General features: G+C 61.8%; 16 protein-coding genes. 7 read left to right on the top strand and 9 right to left on the bottom strand.

The annotated features are described in order from the left end of the window. Positions 1 to 15: 15 nt before the first annotated feature. The 4 genes from V2B23_RS08080 (at position 16) to V2B23_RS08065 (ending at position 4,131) form a co-directional block, all read left to right on the top strand. Complete coding sequence (locus V2B23_RS08080; RefSeq protein WP_430949877.1) at positions 16 to 1,218, top strand: histidine kinase; 1,203 nt, start codon at positions 16 to 18, stop codon at positions 1,216 to 1,218. After that, positions 1,215 to 1,832 carry a response regulator gene (locus V2B23_RS08075; RefSeq protein WP_430949876.1) on the top strand — a complete coding sequence of 206 codons (618 nt, stop codon included), beginning with the start codon at positions 1,215 to 1,217 and terminating at the stop codon, positions 1,830 to 1,832. The genes V2B23_RS08080 and V2B23_RS08075 overlap by 4 nt, the downstream gene beginning before the upstream one ends. Before the next feature lie 68 nt (positions 1,833 to 1,900). Next, positions 1,901 to 3,235, top strand: coding sequence for a DUF222 domain-containing protein (locus tag V2B23_RS08070; protein ID WP_430949875.1), 1,335 nt, complete (start codon positions 1,901 to 1,903; stop codon positions 3,233 to 3,235). Positions 3,236 to 3,315: 80 nt separating this feature from the next. Further along, complete coding sequence (locus tag V2B23_RS08065; protein WP_430949874.1) at positions 3,316 to 4,131, top strand: siderophore-interacting protein; 816 nt, start codon at positions 3,316 to 3,318, stop codon at positions 4,129 to 4,131. A gap of 9 nt (positions 4,132 to 4,140) precedes the next feature. Here V2B23_RS08065 and V2B23_RS08060 read toward each other — a convergent pair whose 3' ends face one another. After that, positions 4,141 to 4,581, bottom strand: a complete 441-nt coding sequence (locus V2B23_RS08060; RefSeq protein ID WP_430949873.1) for a hypothetical protein — start codon at positions 4,579 to 4,581, stop codon at positions 4,141 to 4,143. Positions 4,582 to 4,697: 116 nt separating this feature from the next. Between V2B23_RS08060 and V2B23_RS08055 the strand changes: the two genes are divergently transcribed. Beyond that, a complete protein-coding gene (locus V2B23_RS08055; RefSeq protein WP_430949872.1) occupies positions 4,698 to 5,639 on the top strand; it encodes a proline dehydrogenase family protein in 942 nt (313 codons plus the stop codon). A gap of 45 nt (positions 5,640 to 5,684) precedes the next feature. On the opposite strand, the gene V2B23_RS08050 is transcribed toward V2B23_RS08055, so the two are convergent. Genes V2B23_RS08050 through V2B23_RS08040 form a run of 3 tightly spaced genes read right to left on the bottom strand, consistent with a single transcriptional unit; the run spans position 5,685 to position 9,049 of the window. Next, a complete protein-coding gene (locus V2B23_RS08050; protein WP_430949871.1) occupies positions 5,685 to 6,128 on the bottom strand; it encodes an SRPBCC family protein in 444 nt (147 codons plus the stop codon). 8 nt (positions 6,129 to 6,136) lie between these two features. Further along, positions 6,137 to 7,690 (bottom strand): succinic semialdehyde dehydrogenase, encoded by a 1,554-nt coding sequence (locus V2B23_RS08045; protein WP_430949870.1) that lies wholly within the window; start codon positions 7,688 to 7,690, stop codon positions 6,137 to 6,139. Positions 7,691 to 7,723: 33 nt separating this feature from the next. Then, positions 7,724 to 9,049, bottom strand: a complete 1,326-nt coding sequence (locus V2B23_RS08040; protein ID WP_430949869.1) for an MFS transporter — start codon at positions 9,047 to 9,049, stop codon at positions 7,724 to 7,726. 70 nt (positions 9,050 to 9,119) lie between these two features. Here V2B23_RS08040 and V2B23_RS08035 point away from each other — a divergent pair, with 70 nt between their 5' ends. Beyond that, positions 9,120 to 10,091, top strand: a complete 972-nt coding sequence (locus tag V2B23_RS08035) for a GlxA family transcriptional regulator (RefSeq protein ID WP_430949868.1) — start codon at positions 9,120 to 9,122, stop codon at positions 10,089 to 10,091. Between the two features lie 31 nt (positions 10,092 to 10,122). Then, entirely contained in the window at positions 10,123 to 10,500 is a 378-nt protein-coding gene (locus V2B23_RS08030) for a DUF5313 family protein (protein ID WP_430949867.1), read from the top strand. 23 nt (positions 10,501 to 10,523) lie between these two features. On the opposite strand, the gene V2B23_RS08025 is transcribed toward V2B23_RS08030, so the two are convergent. From V2B23_RS08025 to V2B23_RS08005, 5 genes are read right to left on the bottom strand one after another with little or no spacing between them, the layout of a single operon-like run. Beyond that, positions 10,524 to 11,738, bottom strand: a complete 1,215-nt coding sequence (locus tag V2B23_RS08025; RefSeq protein WP_430949866.1) for a lipase family protein — start codon at positions 11,736 to 11,738, stop codon at positions 10,524 to 10,526. 55 nt (positions 11,739 to 11,793) lie between these two features. Beyond that, the gene (locus tag V2B23_RS08020; RefSeq protein ID WP_430949865.1) at positions 11,794 to 12,618 is read right to left on the bottom strand and encodes an ABC transporter ATP-binding protein; all 825 of its coding nucleotides are present in this window, start codon (positions 12,616 to 12,618) and stop codon (positions 11,794 to 11,796) included. Beyond that, positions 12,615 to 13,685, bottom strand: a complete 1,071-nt coding sequence (locus V2B23_RS08015; RefSeq protein ID WP_430949864.1) for an ABC transporter substrate-binding protein — start codon at positions 13,683 to 13,685, stop codon at positions 12,615 to 12,617. The genes V2B23_RS08020 and V2B23_RS08015 overlap by 4 nt, the downstream gene beginning before the upstream one ends. Then, positions 13,682 to 14,602 (bottom strand): ABC transporter permease, encoded by a 921-nt coding sequence (locus V2B23_RS08010; RefSeq protein WP_430949863.1) that lies wholly within the window; start codon positions 14,600 to 14,602, stop codon positions 13,682 to 13,684. Before V2B23_RS08010 ends, V2B23_RS08015 begins: the two co-directional genes overlap by 4 nt. After that, complete coding sequence (locus V2B23_RS08005; protein WP_430949862.1) at positions 14,599 to 15,345, bottom strand: SDR family NAD(P)-dependent oxidoreductase; 747 nt, start codon at positions 15,343 to 15,345, stop codon at positions 14,599 to 14,601. Before V2B23_RS08005 ends, V2B23_RS08010 begins: the two co-directional genes overlap by 4 nt. Between the last annotated feature and the right edge of the window lie 161 nt (positions 15,346 to 15,506).

Raw genomic sequence — 15,506 nt, 5'->3', positions numbered from 1 at the left:
CGATTACAACTTTTGATGGATGGCGAGGCGCCGAACCTGGTTAAGCTGGGCGAGATGCACCGATCACCGCTCACACCTGTCTTTGCCGGCCTCCAACTCGGCCTGCACATACTCGTTGTTGCGCTGGCCGGCGTTGTTTTCCTGAGGGCGATCGTCGACGAAACCGCGGCGACGCCGTACATCATCGCCCTGACGGTGATCTTTACCGCGATCTACCTGTTCGGCGTGGTCAAGCGCCTGCAGGGGAATTCCGCGCGCTGGTGGTTGGCCCTGCTGACCCTGGTGTGGATCGTTCTGATGGGGTTGTCCGCCGAGGCTGCCTACCTCGTCTTCGGTTTGTTCTTCCTCTACGTACACCTGCTACGACGCCCGTGGAGTCTGGTTGCGGTGGTGACCGCGACGTCGGTCGCGGTGATCGGAACGGGTCTGCACCGGGGATGGTCCATCGCGGGGGCAATCGGTCCGATGATCGGCGCAGCTGTCGCGGTTGCCATCGGACTCGGCTATCAAGCGCTGTACCGGGAAGCCGCCGAGCGTGGGCGTCTGATCGACGAGTTGATGAACACGCGTGAGGAATTGGCGTCGACGTCACGAGATGCCGGCAAGTTTGCAGAACGCGAGCGACTGGCCGCCGAAATCCACGACACTGTTGCACAAGGCCTTTCGAGCATCCAGATGCTGCTACATGCCGCAGAACGCGCCGATCCGAACAGCCCCGCTGTGCGTCAGATCAGCCTCGCGCGCGAAACCGCAGCAGACAGCCTTGCCGAAACCCGGCAGCTGATAGCGGAATTGACACCCGCGGCGCTCGACGGTCAGTCACTGTCCGATGCCCTTGGCCGAATCTGCGAGCGCGCGTCCAGCGCTCACATCGAGGCCCATTCCGTGGTCGAAGGCGAGCCGATCGCGCTACCGATGCCGCTCGAGGCCACCCTCGTCCGGATCGCTCAGGGGGCGGTGGCAAACGTTCTGCGCCACGCCCACGCCACTCGAATGGCCGTGACACTCACGTATTCCACGGACACCGTCAGCCTCGACATCGTCGACAACGGTGTCGGTTTCGACATCTCGGTTCTCGACCACGGGCCCGCCGAATCATTTGGACTCAACGCGATTCGGCGACGCGTCCAACTGCAGGGGGGTACCTTCGACATCGAGTCGGAGCCAGGGCACACTGCAGTCACCGTGACCTTCCCCCTCGAGATCGGCGACGAATGATCCGTTTACTTCTGGCCGACGATCACGCCATCGTGCGAGCCGGCCTGCGCGCTCTTCTCGAGAGTGAACCAGACATCGAAGTAATCGGCGAAGCGGGAACCGCCGAAGAGGCCATCGCATTCTGCGCCACCACACCAGTCGACCTGGTACTCATGGATTTACGGTTCGGCCCCGGAAAATCAGGCGTCGACGCCACCCGAACCGTCTGCGCATTGCCTCACCCACCACACGTACTCGTGGTGACGAATTACGACACCGATGCGGATATTCTCAGCGCCGTCGAAGCCGGAGCCAGCGGATACCTACTCAAAGACACTCCGCCGCCAGAACTCCTCGCGGCGGTCCGCTCTGCTGCTGCGGGCGACAGCGTTCTCTCTCCCGCAATCGCATCCAAGTTGATGACCCGTGTCAGAAAGCCCGAAACCAGCCTCAGCCCAAGGGAAATCGAAGTACTGAAGCTGGTTGCAGCGGGGCGTTCCAACCGGGAGATCGGCAAGGAATTGTTCCTCAGCGAGACCACGGTCAAATCTCACCTGGTCCATATTTTTGGCAAGCTGGGTGTGAAGTCACGAACCTCCGCCGTCGCCCGGGCGCGGGAGTTGGGTTCAATCTAACCGGCCCGAACTGCCTCTTGATTCGAATAGATGTTCGAGTATAATTGAGTCAGGGTGGGGAGGCCTTGATGACTACGGTTCTTGATTCAACTGCTGTGGGGGATGTTGTAGCCGGTCCGGCGGCGGGTGTGCGTGGCAGGTTGTGGCGCTTGCGTCCGGCCGATGTTCGGGACGTCGCCATCTCGGCGTCTGCGGAAATCCTTCGGTTGGAAGCGATTCGGGTTGCCGCGGTCGACGAGTTGGCGCTCAATCCGGATGAGCAGGTGCTCTGCTACCGCGGTGTGGGGCGCTGGTTGGCGGCAAACACGATGCTGCAGAACGCGGCCGGTAACAAGATCGCCGCCCTCGGCGCCGCACTGCGAGGGTTTCCGGACATTGCTGCTCAATTCGAGGCCGGCGATCTCTCGCTCGATCATGCAGCAATAATCGTCGCGTTCTGCGAATCACCACCAAAAGGTATGCCTACGACTGCTTTACCGTCCTGCATGAAAACCCTTCTCGCCGCAGCGTCCGGGGTGGAAGCCACCACCATCAAACTCCGCTACGCCATTGCGGTTCTGGAGCGGATTTTCGAATCCGACGACACGCCACCCGGTGAGGACGACGATCTCAACGTCTTGCGGATTTCGCCGACGCTCAACGGTCGGGTCGCCATCAAGGGCGATTTCGACGCGTTGACCGGCGAAATGTTGTTATCGGCCCTCTCGAAGTTGTCGATGCCGACACCGGCCGCCGACGGAACCCCCGATCAGCGCTCGGCAGCCAAGCGCACCGCCGACGCCTTCACCGAACTCATCCGCCGCTACCTCGACAATGCTGTCACCGGTGTCGATGGTGGTCAGCGTCCACATGTGAATGTGCATATCACCGCGAAAGATCTTGCCGAGCATCGGGAATGCGCCACCACGCGCAGTGCGCCCGATGTCGACGAGCCTGATCTCGAGGATCTTGACGTCGGCTACATGCCCTGGATGGGACCACTCAGCGTTAGCCGGACCCGGATGCTCGCCTGCGACTGCATGCTCTCCACCGTTTTGATGGACGGCAACGGTGCACCGCTCGATGCAACTCCACACAAACGCCTCGTCACAGCAGAACAGCGGACGGCACTGATCGCCCGGGACAAAGGCTGCGCCTTCCCCAACTGCGATGCGGTACCGGCCTGGTGCGACGCCCACCATATTCAACCGTGGTCGGTCGGCGGTCTGACGGTGATGGACAACCTCACCTTGCTCTGCCGGAATCACCACCGATTGATTCACAGCACCAGCGGGTTCCGCGGCATCTGGGAAATCAAAATGGGCGATGATCACAAACCGTGGTTCATCCCACCGTCGGGGATCGACCCGAAACAACGACGCCGCCGCTCCACCACCCGCCAAGGCCCGGTCCACCGAGACTGAACCCGATAAGCGCGGGACTATGTCCTCCTTGCGACAGCATCTGTCCCCACATCGACAGGCAGAAACCCTATGGTCGAAGCATGTCTTTTTGCGAGCCCGCCCGCGTCGTATCCGTCGTGTCCTTGACTCCGCACATGCGACGGATCAGCATCGAGGCCGAAGGCGACTGGCATTGGCCGACCGGTGGGCAGGGTGACGAGCGAATCGACCTCGCCTTCCCCAAACCCGGCGAAACAGAAGCGAATTACGAGTTCTTCAACAATCCCGACTACGGCAAGGCCGAGCTCGGGACCGAACCGCCGTGGCGGCACTACACCGTGCGCAAAGTGCACGACGGGGGTCGACGTCTCGACATCGACTTCGTCGTGCACCCTGGCGGTATTGCTGCTGATTGGGCCTTGCGGGCCGAACCCGGACACCTGCTCGGCGTCTTCTGGTCCGATAGTTCGCGCTCCCATTACCAAGCTCCCGCCGGCCCTCGCTGGCAACTGCTTGTCGCAGACGCAACGGGGCTCCCGGGGCTGGGCAGGATTGTCGAAGAACTCCGCGAAGGCGATGTCGCACACGCGATCATCGAGGTCGAAACGGAAGAGGATCGACAGGAATTAGTCACTCGCGGCGAAGTCACGTACACGTGGCTCACGGGGAGTGGTCTCGGAAAGGCGCCGAGCGCACTTTTCGATGCTGTCGAGAAGGTGGAGTTCCCTGACTCCGCTTCTGAGAATACCTACGCCTGGGTGGCGTGCGAAAGCGCAACAAGCCGTCGAATTCGTAAGCACCTGAGGGAAGTTCGTGGAATCGCCCGCGACAAGCACAATGTTGTCGGCTACTGGCGAGAGGGCGCCGACGGTCATGTCTCCGGCATGAACAGCGAGGACGTTACCGTCGGCGCCTGAGCGCGGTGATCACTCTGCCGAAGTCTCGGCAGGGTCTTCAGAGGGTGCTTCGGCTGGCTTCTCGGCCGGCTTCTGGGCCAGCAGTTCGAACAGCGCTCGCCGCGCTTCGGCAAGAATCGCCTCAGCCTGAGCTACCTGCTCGGGCGTTCCACCAGTGGCTACCGCAACGACGGCGCCTCGGAGCAAACCTGTCTCGTTACGAAGTGCGGCACTTGCCTCGGTGAACTCCGGGCGACCGCCAAATCCTCCACGGCCACCAAATCCTCCGCGTCCTTCAGGGCCGCCACGGCCGCGTCGGCCTTCGGGATTTCCGCCGCGTCGACCTTCTGGGCGACCTTCAGGCCAGCCTTCGCCGAATCCGCGGCGTTGACCGCGATCCCGGCGCTGGTGTCCACGTCCGCAGTCTTCGCGGCGTTCTTGCATTTCTGGGTTGTTGTGTGGGGCGTACATGTTGTCCTCCTGGACTGTTTGTGTTTGTTTGACGTATCGACGATATATCGACAATAGATCGAACGCAAGGGTTCAAGAAAAAATTCCTTCCACGCCCGGGAACGTAGGCTGACGTCGTGAATCCTGACCCCGCAGCCCAGGCCGCCGACGTCCTCCGCCGGATGGCCCTCGACGAAACACTCAAAGAGCGCACGATGGCCGATCCGGCATCCGCAGCGATTGCGCGCAAAGTCGCCGATCGCTACATCGGCGGTGAAACGATGGACGAAGCTTTCGATCGGCTGCCGGCGATCTTTGCCCGCGGGCACAAGGGCAGCATCGAATACACCGGAGAGAGTGTTCGTGACGCTGATGTCGCGAACGCCGAAACCGACGTGTTTGTCGAACTGGCGGATCGTATTGGCAAGACGGGCGTCGACAGCACCGTGTCATTCGACCTGTCGCACATCGGTCTCGTTGTCGATCCGGAGTTGTGTTACCGCAACGTCGTTCGCCTGGCCGAGGCAACCGAGCGCGCGGGAGCCGAACTGATGATCTCGGCGGAAGGCTCCGACCGTACCGGTCTTGTACTCGATATTCACGGCAAGCTATCGGAACAGTTCACTCACGTCGGTGTCACCGTTCAGGCGAGACTGCACCGAACAGCGCAGGACATCGCGACACTCCTCGATCGCCCCGGACGCATCAGACTGGTGAAAGGCGCTTTCCTGGAACCGGATTCAGTCGCATATCCGCGCGGAAGTGCTGAATTGCGGGACGCATACCTGACCTACGCGTCGAAGATCGTCGAGGCCGGACATCTCGTGGCGATCGCAACACACGACCAGGACATCCTCGAAACACTTCGAGCAGAACATGGTTCGGCGTTGGCTGCGGAACACGTCGAGTTTGAGATGCTGCTCGGCTTGGGAACTGCGCAACTGGACGCTTTGCAGGCCGACGGTTTCACCACTCGCGAATACGTAATCTTCGGGACCGAGTGGTGGCTCTACGTACTCAATCGCATTGCCGAGGAACCGGCGCGCGTCTACACAGCAATTGCCGACGCCGCAGTCTGATCGGAAATGCGCAGTGGGGCCGCACTGGCCCCACTGCGTGTTCTCCTACTGCTCGAGATGCATCTTGATACGCGCCAAGGTGGTGTCGATCCCGGCCGCCATGATGTGATCGCGGTCGCGGCCGAGAACCCCACTGCCGGAAAGCATCCGCACATACAGGGGCGCAGTCGCAAAGATTTCACGAGTCTCGGTGAGTAGAGTCCCCGTTCCCGACGACTCCACCAGAAAGCTCCATCGCGCCTTCGACTCAGCTACTTCGAAGGCGAACTTCTGCCCACCGACAACCTCGGTAATGGTGCAGCGCGTGCTCCACCGCACCGGACCATGCTTGTTGGTGCCCTTGAATGTTGCGCCCACCGTGCCCGGCTTTCCGGAAGTCCATGCACCACCAGTATTTTCGGGACTGAAACGACCCATCCCTTCGAGGTCGCTGACCAAAACCCAGACTGCGTCTGGCGTAGCTTCGATGTACGCGCTCGCGCGATCCACCCGCACCCCTACCGACCCGGAACCCAGGACATGATCTTGATGGCATGGGGCATGATCTTGGCCCACAGCTTGGCCGGAACTCCGCGTGGCCCACCAAGATTCATGACTCGAGTGGTCGCAACCGTCTGCGGTTCGGTGTACTTGATCAGACCTTCGGCGCCGTGCCGGCGTCCCACGCCCGAAACGCCCATGCCGCCCATCGGCGCAGCAGTGCTGCCCCAGGTAGGTGCGTAGCCCTCGTCGACGTTGACGGTTCCGGCGCGCACTCGCGCGGCGATTGCTTCACCAGCGGCTTTGCTTCCCGCCCACACGCTGGCATTGAGACCGTACTCGGTGTCGTTTGCAGCGGCGATTGCCTCTTCGGCGTCCTTGACAGGGTAGATCGAAACGAGGGGGCCGAAGGTCTCGTCGCGGTAGCACTCCGCGTCCTCGGGCACGCCCGTGAGGAGTGTGGGCTCGTAGAACAGCGGTCCGATATCCGGGCGGGCTTTTCCACCGGCAATGACGGTGGCGCCCTTCACCACAGCGTCGTCGACATGCGAAGAAATAGCCTTGACCTGGGCTTCGGAGACGAGGCTGCCCATCTCGGTTCCGAATTCGTACCCGGCGCCGATATTCATCTTCTTGACGCGGTCACCGAACATCCGGATGAACTCGGGTGCGATGGACTCTTCGACGTAGATGCGCTCGATGGAAATACACAACTGGCCGGAGTTGGAGAAGCACGCGCGCACAGCGGCGTCGGTGACCTCACGCAGATCTGCGCCGGCCAGAACGATCATCGGGTTCTTGCCACCGAGTTCTGCGGAGAACCCGATGAGACGACGGCCCGCCTGCTCGCCGAGCAACTGTCCGGTCGCGGTGGAACCGGTGAACATGAGGTAGTCGGTGTTCTCGACCAGCGTTGTTCCGACAACGCCGCCCGGGCCGGGAACAACGGCAAAGAGATCGCGGGGAAGCCCGGCCTTGTAGAGCAATTCGACGCAGGCAAGAGCGCAGTACGGAGTCTGGCTGTCGGGCTTGAGCACAACTCCGTTGCCGGCCAGGAGCGCGGCAATGGCGTCGGACACCGCCAGTGTCATCGGGTAGTTCCACGGCGAGATGACGCCCACAACACCCTTGGGCTGGTATCGCACAACCGTCTTGGTCAGGCCGGGAAGCATTCCGGATACTCGGCGCGGACGCAGCAGCTTCGGGGCGACGCGCGCGTAGTGCCGCGCCGTCATCGAAATGTCGAGAACTTCTTCTTGCGCGGCCGCGCGCGACTTGCCGGTCTCCGCCTGCGCCATGTCCATGAGGGCGTCGCGGTTCTCGAGGATGAGGTCGCGGTAGCGATGGAAGATCGCGGCACGCTCGAGGACGGGGCGCTTTGCCCACTCCTTCTGCGCGACGCGGGCGCGAGCGATGGCGGCAAGTGCGTCGTCGGCGGTGCCCACGGGGATGGTCGCCAGCTCCTTGCCGGTGAACACCTCGGTGATGGACTTCGTCGGGCGATCGGCAGCGTTGTCGATGGCGATCAGTTCGGCGAGCCGCGAGAAGGTCGCAGCGGACGGAGCTGGCATTTCGGTACCCCTACTGGTGAGTAGTTCTTGGAGTTACGTATAACTTACCCCGTCGGTGGTGCCGATCACAGTACGGCGTTTCGCAATCATCAGCGACATCACAGCGGCGATCGCGCACAGAGCGCCTGCCACGTAGAAGGCCGCGTCATACGAGCCGATCTGATCGCGGATCAGGCCCGCCAGGAAGGCCACCAGTCCCGCGCCGATCTGGTGCGAGGCCAGCACCCAACCGAACACGATGGGAGCGTCGGCGCCGAAGTGCTGACGGCACAGCGCGACGGTCGGCGGGACCGTCGCCACCCAGTCGAGTCCGTAGAAGATGACAAAGGCGATCATCGGCGGGTTCACCGTGTTCGCGAGGAGTAGCGGCAGGAAGAGCAGCGAGATTCCTCGAAACAGGTAATAGATGCCGAGCAGTTTCCGCGAGTCCACCCGGTCGGTGAACCACCCCGACGCGATTGTTCCGATCATGTCGAGGATTCCGATCAACGCCAGCAGCGACGCGGCCGTGGTGATCGGCATGCCGTGATCGTGCGACGCCGGAACGAAGTGAGTGCCGATCAGGCCGTTGGTGCTCGCGCCGCAGATCGCGAAAGTGCCCGCAAGAAGCCAGAACACCTTGGTCTTCGAGGCCATGATCAACACGGAAATTGCGCGGCCCCCAGCGCCGCCGCGCTGATGAACCGGCGCAGCGGGCGCGACGTAATCGGCTGGGGCACCGTATGGCGTCGTCCCGACGTCCGATGGGTAGTTGCGCAGGAACAGCAGAACGAACGGCACGACGGCCAGCGCGGCAAAGGAGACCGTGAAGGCGACACTCTTCCAGTCGTAGGTTTCGGCGATCCTTGCCAGGACGGGCAGGAACACCAATTGGCCGGCCGCTCCACCGGCTGTCAGGATGCCGGTGACGAGCCCACGGTTCTCGACAAACCAGCGGTCGACGACGGTGGCGACAAAGGCCAGTGCCATCGATCCGGTCCCCAGGCCGACAAAGACGCCCCACAGCAGGATCAACTGCCAACTCGACGTCATGAAGATCGTCAAACCACTGCCGAGCGAGATCAACGCCAGCGCCGAGGTGACAACAGCGCGGATACCGAAGCGCTCCATCAGGGCCGCAGCGAACGGCGAGGTGAGTCCGTACAGGACCAGATTCACCGATACCGCAGCCGAGATACTGGCTCGTGACCAGCCGAAATCCTCGTGTAGAGGGTCGATCAGAATGGACGGCGCCGCACGGAAACTGGCAGCACCGACCAACGCCAGGAAGGCCACGATCGCCACCGACCAGGCACGGTGGAAGCGCGGCGGGCGCACCCGCTGTTGGCCCGATTCGGGGAGAGCGGTCTCAGAAGTCACAAGAGGATTCTGCTGTACATCGCCAACCCACGACAGTGGCCAGATTGCCAATATATGAAAGAATCAGGCCATGAGCGGACCGCATCGAGTTGTTGTCCTTGCCCTCGGCGGTGTCATTCCCTTCGAGCTCGGCATCCCGGCGCGCATCTTCGGACGCGCGGTCGACGCCGAGGACAAGCCTCTGTACGAGATCCTCACCTGCACTGTCGATGGTCGGCCCGTGCAAACGGATGCCGATTTCAGTATCACCGTCGACCACGGCAGTGAACTACTCGCCACTGCGGACACCGTCGTCATTCCGGCGTCGTACGAACTTGGTCCCGCATACGAGGACGGTTACCTGTCCCCCGAGTTGGCGGCAGCATTCGAACACATCCGCCCCGGAACGCGGCTTGTATCGATCTGCACGGGCTCGTACGTTCTGGCCGCGGCCGGCCTGCTCGACGGCTTGAGGGCCACCACTCACTGGCGCAACACGGATCACTTCCAGCGCATCTACCCCAAGGTGAAGGTGGACCCCGACGTCCTGTTCGTCGACGAGGGCCACATCCTGACCTCCGCCGGAGTGGCCTCAGGCGTGGACCTGTGCCTCCACATCGTGCGGCGCGATCACGGCATGGAAGTGGCGAACACCGTCGCCCGGCGATGCGTCGTACCGCCGTGGCGCGACGGTGGGCAAGCCCAGTACATTCGACGCCCACTTGCCGACAAACCTTCCGAATCGACTGCCGCCGCTCGGCATTGGGCTCTCGAGCATCTCCGGGAACCGATCACTCTGACGGACCTCGCGAATCACGCCAACATGAGCGTCCGCACCTTCAGTCGTCGATTCCGCGACGAGGTCGGGACAACACCGAACCGCTGGCTCACCGCTCGGCGCATCGATCACGCCCGCGAACTACTCGAAGAAACCGATCTCTCGATCGACACGATCGCGGCCCGCACCGGATTCGGGACCGCCACATCGATGCGTCAGCACCTCAGTGACACGCTCGGTGTCTCGCCGAGCGCCTATCGCCGCACTTTCCAGGCACCGGGGTAAATCTGCCATTCCCGGCAACTACCCTGGAGGTATGGCTGAATCGACCCGCCCGAATTTCCTCCAGTACTGCGGATACCTTCTGGGCAAGACACTCCCCGACAGGTACCAGGATTGGGTTCGGAACGATCTAGTCGGACCGGGCGCCCAGGTTCGCTACATCGTTCGCTTCACCGTGCCGGCGACGCTCATCCTCCTGCTGTTTCTTCTGATTCCGGGGCCCATCTGGATCCCTCTCGCAATGATGGCGCTACTGCTCATTCCGCTGGCCTATTTTGTCGTGGCGCTGGGCAACATCTACCGCCGCCACCGACTTCAGAGTCACGGCCTGGACCCCGAACTGATGAACGAGAAAGCCCAGCGCCGCGCCGATCGCACTCGTGAGGACTACGAAAAGCGTCACGGTCGTTGATGTAGCGCTCGACCTTAGCGCGGTCAGCACGCCCCGGGGTTCACCTCTCCGCCCGCGAGCATCCTTGTCGTGAAGTCCATCGCATCGTTGTAGGACGCCGCGATTGCTCCGCGGTGATCGGCACCCTCGTAAGTCTTGAACTCGATGTCCGAGCCTTTGGCGCAGTAATCCTTGACGGCACCGGATGTACTTGCCACCGAGACAAGAACATCCGTGGTTCCCTGCGCGAACAACGTAGGCACCTTCGGGGTCACGGTCGACAGTTCCTGCTCGTTCAGGTTTGCCGTCAACGCCGTCAGATCTGCACCCTCACGGAAGATCTGATCAACGGGGACAGTGGGTACCGCACGCACTGCCGCCAGGCACCCCGTCCGGGCAGCTTCGAGGAGCGGCTGAGCCTGATCCGACAGCAAGTCTTCAGGAACTACAGACGGATCAACGGCCTGGACGCCCAGCAGGATGACCGGAACAAACGGCACTCCCCCAGCCATAGCCTGATTTCCCGTAGCAACCAATTCCGGGATCTGGGCGGTGCCGTTTCCGGGGGCTATCGATACCGCGCCCTTCAGATTCAGTTCCGGTGCCCGATCCTTGCCGATCTGCGACGTGAAAGCCGCTGCCTGCCCGCCTTGGCTGTGGCCCATCGCAAACCAGTCCTTACCAACCTGGTCGTCCACCTGCCGAGCGGCTCGAACGATATCTGTCACGGTATTGGCAGCGCTGGTTCCGTTCATGTACGAGTGCCCGCCGGGAGTACCGAGACCCTCGTAATCGGTTTGGACCACAACGTACCCACTGCTGACCCACTGGTCGAGCGTCTGGTCGACCACCGACAGGTAGTCGTGAACCGGACCGGCGGGAGTATCCGCCGACGGTGCACAGGCATCGGCAACACCGGTTGTGCCGTGTGCCCAACTGATCACCGGCCAGCCGCCCGCCGGCGCTGGCGCCTTGGGGATGGCAACAACACCAGAGACGAGAATCGGTTCGCCCGAAGCGCTTTGGGACATATAGGTAATGCGTTCATTCTTCGCAGCGCTGGGCAGTGCGGCAGATTCGGTGAGGTTGTGTGCGGTGATCAGAGTTCCCGGTGACAGCTGTGGTGCCTGTGGGTCTCCAAAGGACAGTGAACCTTCAGCGGACGCCGGGGCAGAACAGGCCGCTACTGATGCAGCCGCACACAGTGCCAGAGCTCCACTGGACACTCGGATCAGACGTTTCTTGCGGTCGAGCTTCACGAAAACTCCTCCAGATGAGTGAAAGTCAGTGCAGTGAAAGTCAGTGCAGTGAAAGTCAGTGCAACGCAACCGTTGCGCCGATCAAACCTTGCGCCTCGTAGATCTTGGCTGCGACTTCGTCACGCATCGCCACGAACTCGGGGGTCGAACGGATAGCGGTGTCGACGGGTTCGCGATTGTCACCCTTGAACCACACCTTGCGGTCGTAGATAACCCGACCTGGCCTGGCGCCCATCACAATCACTCGGGTTCCGAGGAAGATCGCCTCCTCCACACTGTGAGTGACGAAGAAGACCGTCTTACGACGCTCGCGCCACAAGTCGAGCAGTTCGAGCTGCAACTTCTCGCGGGTCATGGCGTCGAGTGCGCCAAAAGGCTCGTCCATCAGAATAATTCGCGGGTCGGTGATAAGAACACGGGCAATCTGGCAGCGTTGCTGCTGGCCACCGGAAAGCTCGTACGGCTTACGGTCACCATACAACTCCAAGCCGACCATTTCCAGCATCCGATCGGCCTCGGCGGCACGCTCGGCACGAGGAACTCCCCGCATCTTCAGCCCGAACTCGACGTTCTTCCGCACCGACAGCCACGGGTACAGATTTGCTTGCTGGAACACCACACCACGATCCGGGTCCGGCCCCTTGATGTGAGTGTTCCCGACCATGATGGTTCCCTCGGTCGGCGCCTGGAAACCGGCAAGCATCTGCAGGAGCGTCGTCTTGCCGCAACCGGACGGTCCGACGAGGCAGACAAATTCTTCCGGTTCGAAGGTCAAGCTGGTGGGGGCCAGCGCGAGTACCGATTCACCTGCGGTGACGTACTCCTTCCGAACCTCGGTGAGTACGACGCGAGTGCTGAGATCTGTAGCCGTGCTTGTCATGACTGGCCCACTTTCGTCACTGCGTCCGAGTAGATTCCCTCGGCGTAGGTACTGCTGGGGCTTACTGCGTCGATGTTTCCCTGCTGGAGCAGGAATTCCGCAGTGCCGAAAAGACTCTGAGTAAACTCGCCGCCGAGGAAGGCGGGGCCGGCTTGCTCCGCCGCCGAGAGGTACGTGTAGCCCGCCAACTGCGGCTTGATGACGTCGGGGGCAATACCGAGTTGAGCGGACATCGATACTGCAGCACCAGTGGGATCGGCATTGATCCGGCCGGCTGCGTAATCCTGCAGTTTGGTCCACATGAGCATGAATTCCGGATTGGCAGAGACGAATTCAGTGGTGGCACCCGAAAGATCGAACGTGGGCGCACCCTGTGCCGCAACATCGGCGCTACTCATGATGATGTGACCGTCGGCCGTCAGCTTCGACAGCGTCGGATCCCACACCCAGGCCGCGTCGATCTGTCCACCCTGCCACGCTCCGAGCATCGCGTCCGGTTTCAGACTCATGAGGGTGACATCGGCAGTCATGTTTGCCGCTCCGAGGGCTGCAAGCAGACTGTAGTGCGACGTACTACCGAACGGAGTCGCGATCTTCTTGCCCTTCAACCCTTCCAACGTGGTGATCGACGGGTCTTTGACAACCAGCGACTCGGCTTCACCGATCACGTCCTGAATCCACACGACCTGCATCGGGATGTTCAGCGGTGCCGACAACGCCATTGTTGCCGGACTCGACCCCAAGGTTCCCAGATCCAGGCTTCCGGAACCGAAGGCCTGCACTACATCCTGACCGGAACTGAACTTGCTCCACGTGATGTCCGCGTTGGGCATACACGCCTCGAGCAGTCCCTGATCCTTGACGATCAGATCACCGTTCGGAATATCCTGATACCCGATCCGCGCCGACGTAGTCACCGATTCATCCACTGTGACGGGACAACTCACCGAACTGTCCATCGAACGGCTCATCTCACCGCGACCCGTTTCCACACACGCCGTCAAAGTTGTTCCCAGAGCTGCAGCGGAAACCACCGCGATTGCAATACGCCTCGACTGACCGGTCATGCCTTACCCTTCCATGGTGCTACGAGTGTTCCGATTGCCTTGATCGCGGAGTCGAGAACAAGTGCGGCGCAACCGATCACGATGATGCATGCGATCGTGAGTGGTGTATTGAGCTGCGTGCCCGCAAGATAGGCCAACCCGCCGATACCGGGAATGCCGTTGTTGAGTTCCGCGGCCACCACGGTGGTCCATGCAAAGCCGACCGCTATTCGAATACCGTTGATCACTTCCGGCAACGTCGACGGAAAGACCACATTGGTGAGCACCTGAGTGCGGCTCGCACCCAGAGCTCGAGCGGCGTTGATCTGATCGACCTTCACCGAGGTGACGCCGTTGAGTGTCGCTATCGCGATCGGCGGGAAGGCTGCGAGGAACAGCAGCCAGATCTTCGACGTGTCGCCGATGCCGAACCAGACGATCAGCAGGCCGATGTAACCGAGCGGCGGCAACGCACGCAGGAAGTTCAGGTACGGCTCCACGAAGGTTCGGATCGGGACCGACATTCCCATCGCAAAACCGATCAGGGGGCCTACGATCACGGCCGCGCCGACGCCTGCCGCTATGCGCTGCCCACTGGCAATCAGGTGTTCCCAGAGAAAGTAGTTCTGTTCACCGAGCACCTCGCGGTCGACGCCGGGCGCCACCTGATGCCAGGTGTTGGCCCGAATGAACGCATCCCACACCGAACCTGGTGAAGGAAGGAATAACTCGTCGATCACACCGGCTGCGGTAATACCCCACCACACCACGAGGAACACAACCAGGGCCGCAATCCGAACTCCGATGGAGCGCAACCGTTCCGGTGTGAAGATCGGTGTGCGCTTCTTCGCAGACACTGCGGGCGGAAAAGGGGGCGCCGGCGCGACTTCGGTAGAACTTGCTGAAACAGTTGAACCCGGCGAAGCAGTTGTGGTCATGCCGTCCTCCTGTGCACTCGCTGAGCTGAGGTCTGGTCGCGAGCCAGTACAAGCATCGAGTCGACGTTGACTCGGCTCGGTCGGGTCACAACCCAGGCAACGCATTCCGCAATGTCGTCCGCGGTCAACGGATCGGCGCCGGCGTACACCGCGTCGGCGCGCTCCTTGTCGCCACCGAAGCGCACCATGCTGAACTCCGTCTCCACCATGCCGGGATCGATCTGGCAGACACGGATGGGTTCACCGAGCAGTTCGAGGCGCAGAACCCGAGTAAGCGCTGTCACAGCATGTTTCGCGGCGTTGTACCCAGCGCCGCCGAGGTACGGCTCGCGTCCGGCAATCGACCCGATGGTGACGACAGTAGCGTTTCCGCTTTCACGAAGGCGCGGGAGAAGTCGCTGTGTGACGCGCAGTACACCGAGCACGTTGACGTCGAACATCGCGGTCCAGTCGGCTTCGTCGGTGTCGGCGATACTGTCGGCTCCCAATGCGCCGCCGGCATTGTTGACCAGCACGTCACACCGCTCGATCGCGTCACAGAAGGCGTCGACGGATTCGACGTCCGTCACATCGAGAGACAGAGCGCGAGCACCTGTTTCGCGTGCCAACTCCTCGAGTCGGTCCATTCTGCGTGCACCCATCACCACGTCGAAACCCTCTTTGACGAGGTGGCGCACCGTAGCGGCACCGATGCCGCTGCTGGCCCCGGTGACCACGGCAACTGGAGCTTTCATGACGGACATAGTTGTGAACTCCTCGATGAATGATGTTTCGGCCCTGAGAGATCCGCAGACTCGAGATCCCGACGGCAATGAATGAACTGCTCACCAGTGTGCTCGTGATCTGGCACCCACTCCAGTGCCACCTGCGTAGTGAATTTCTCGGGCCAGTCGTAACGTAGCCG

Origin of the sequence: Rhodococcus sp. 24CO (assembly GCF_050586165.1) — a bacterium.
GTDB lineage: Bacteria > Actinomycetota > Actinomycetes > Mycobacteriales > Mycobacteriaceae > Rhodococcus_F.
This window is presented reverse-complemented; position numbering and strand designations above follow the sequence as displayed.

Excerpts from the sequence above, each read along its gene's own strand:
- V2B23_RS08080 (WP_430949877.1), top strand. The coding sequence starts at position 16 with ATGGATGGCGAGGCGCCGAACCTGGTTAAGCTGGGCGAGATGCACCGA.
- V2B23_RS08075 (WP_430949876.1), top strand. The coding sequence starts at position 1,215 with ATGATCCGTTTACTTCTGGCCGACGATCACGCCATCGTGCGAGCCGGC.
- V2B23_RS08070 (WP_430949875.1), top strand. The coding sequence starts at position 1,901 with ATGACTACGGTTCTTGATTCAACTGCTGTGGGGGATGTTGTAGCCGGT.
- V2B23_RS08065 (WP_430949874.1), top strand. The coding sequence starts at position 3,316 with ATGTCTTTTTGCGAGCCCGCCCGCGTCGTATCCGTCGTGTCCTTGACT.
- V2B23_RS08060 (WP_430949873.1), bottom strand. The coding sequence starts at position 4,581 with ATGTACGCCCCACACAACAACCCAGAAATGCAAGAACGCCGCGAAGAC.
- V2B23_RS08045 (WP_430949870.1), bottom strand. The coding sequence starts at position 7,690 with ATGCCAGCTCCGTCCGCTGCGACCTTCTCGCGGCTCGCCGAACTGATC.
- V2B23_RS08035 (WP_430949868.1), top strand. The coding sequence starts at position 9,120 with ATGAGCGGACCGCATCGAGTTGTTGTCCTTGCCCTCGGCGGTGTCATT.
- V2B23_RS08030 (WP_430949867.1), top strand. The coding sequence starts at position 10,123 with ATGGCTGAATCGACCCGCCCGAATTTCCTCCAGTACTGCGGATACCTT.
- V2B23_RS08020 (WP_430949865.1), bottom strand. The coding sequence starts at position 12,618 with ATGACAAGCACGGCTACAGATCTCAGCACTCGCGTCGTACTCACCGAG.
- V2B23_RS08015 (WP_430949864.1), bottom strand. The coding sequence starts at position 13,685 with ATGACCGGTCAGTCGAGGCGTATTGCAATCGCGGTGGTTTCCGCTGCA.
- V2B23_RS08010 (WP_430949863.1), bottom strand. The coding sequence starts at position 14,602 with ATGACCACAACTGCTTCGCCGGGTTCAACTGTTTCAGCAAGTTCTACC.
- V2B23_RS08005 (WP_430949862.1), bottom strand. The coding sequence starts at position 15,345 with ATGTCCGTCATGAAAGCTCCAGTTGCCGTGGTCACCGGGGCCAGCAGC.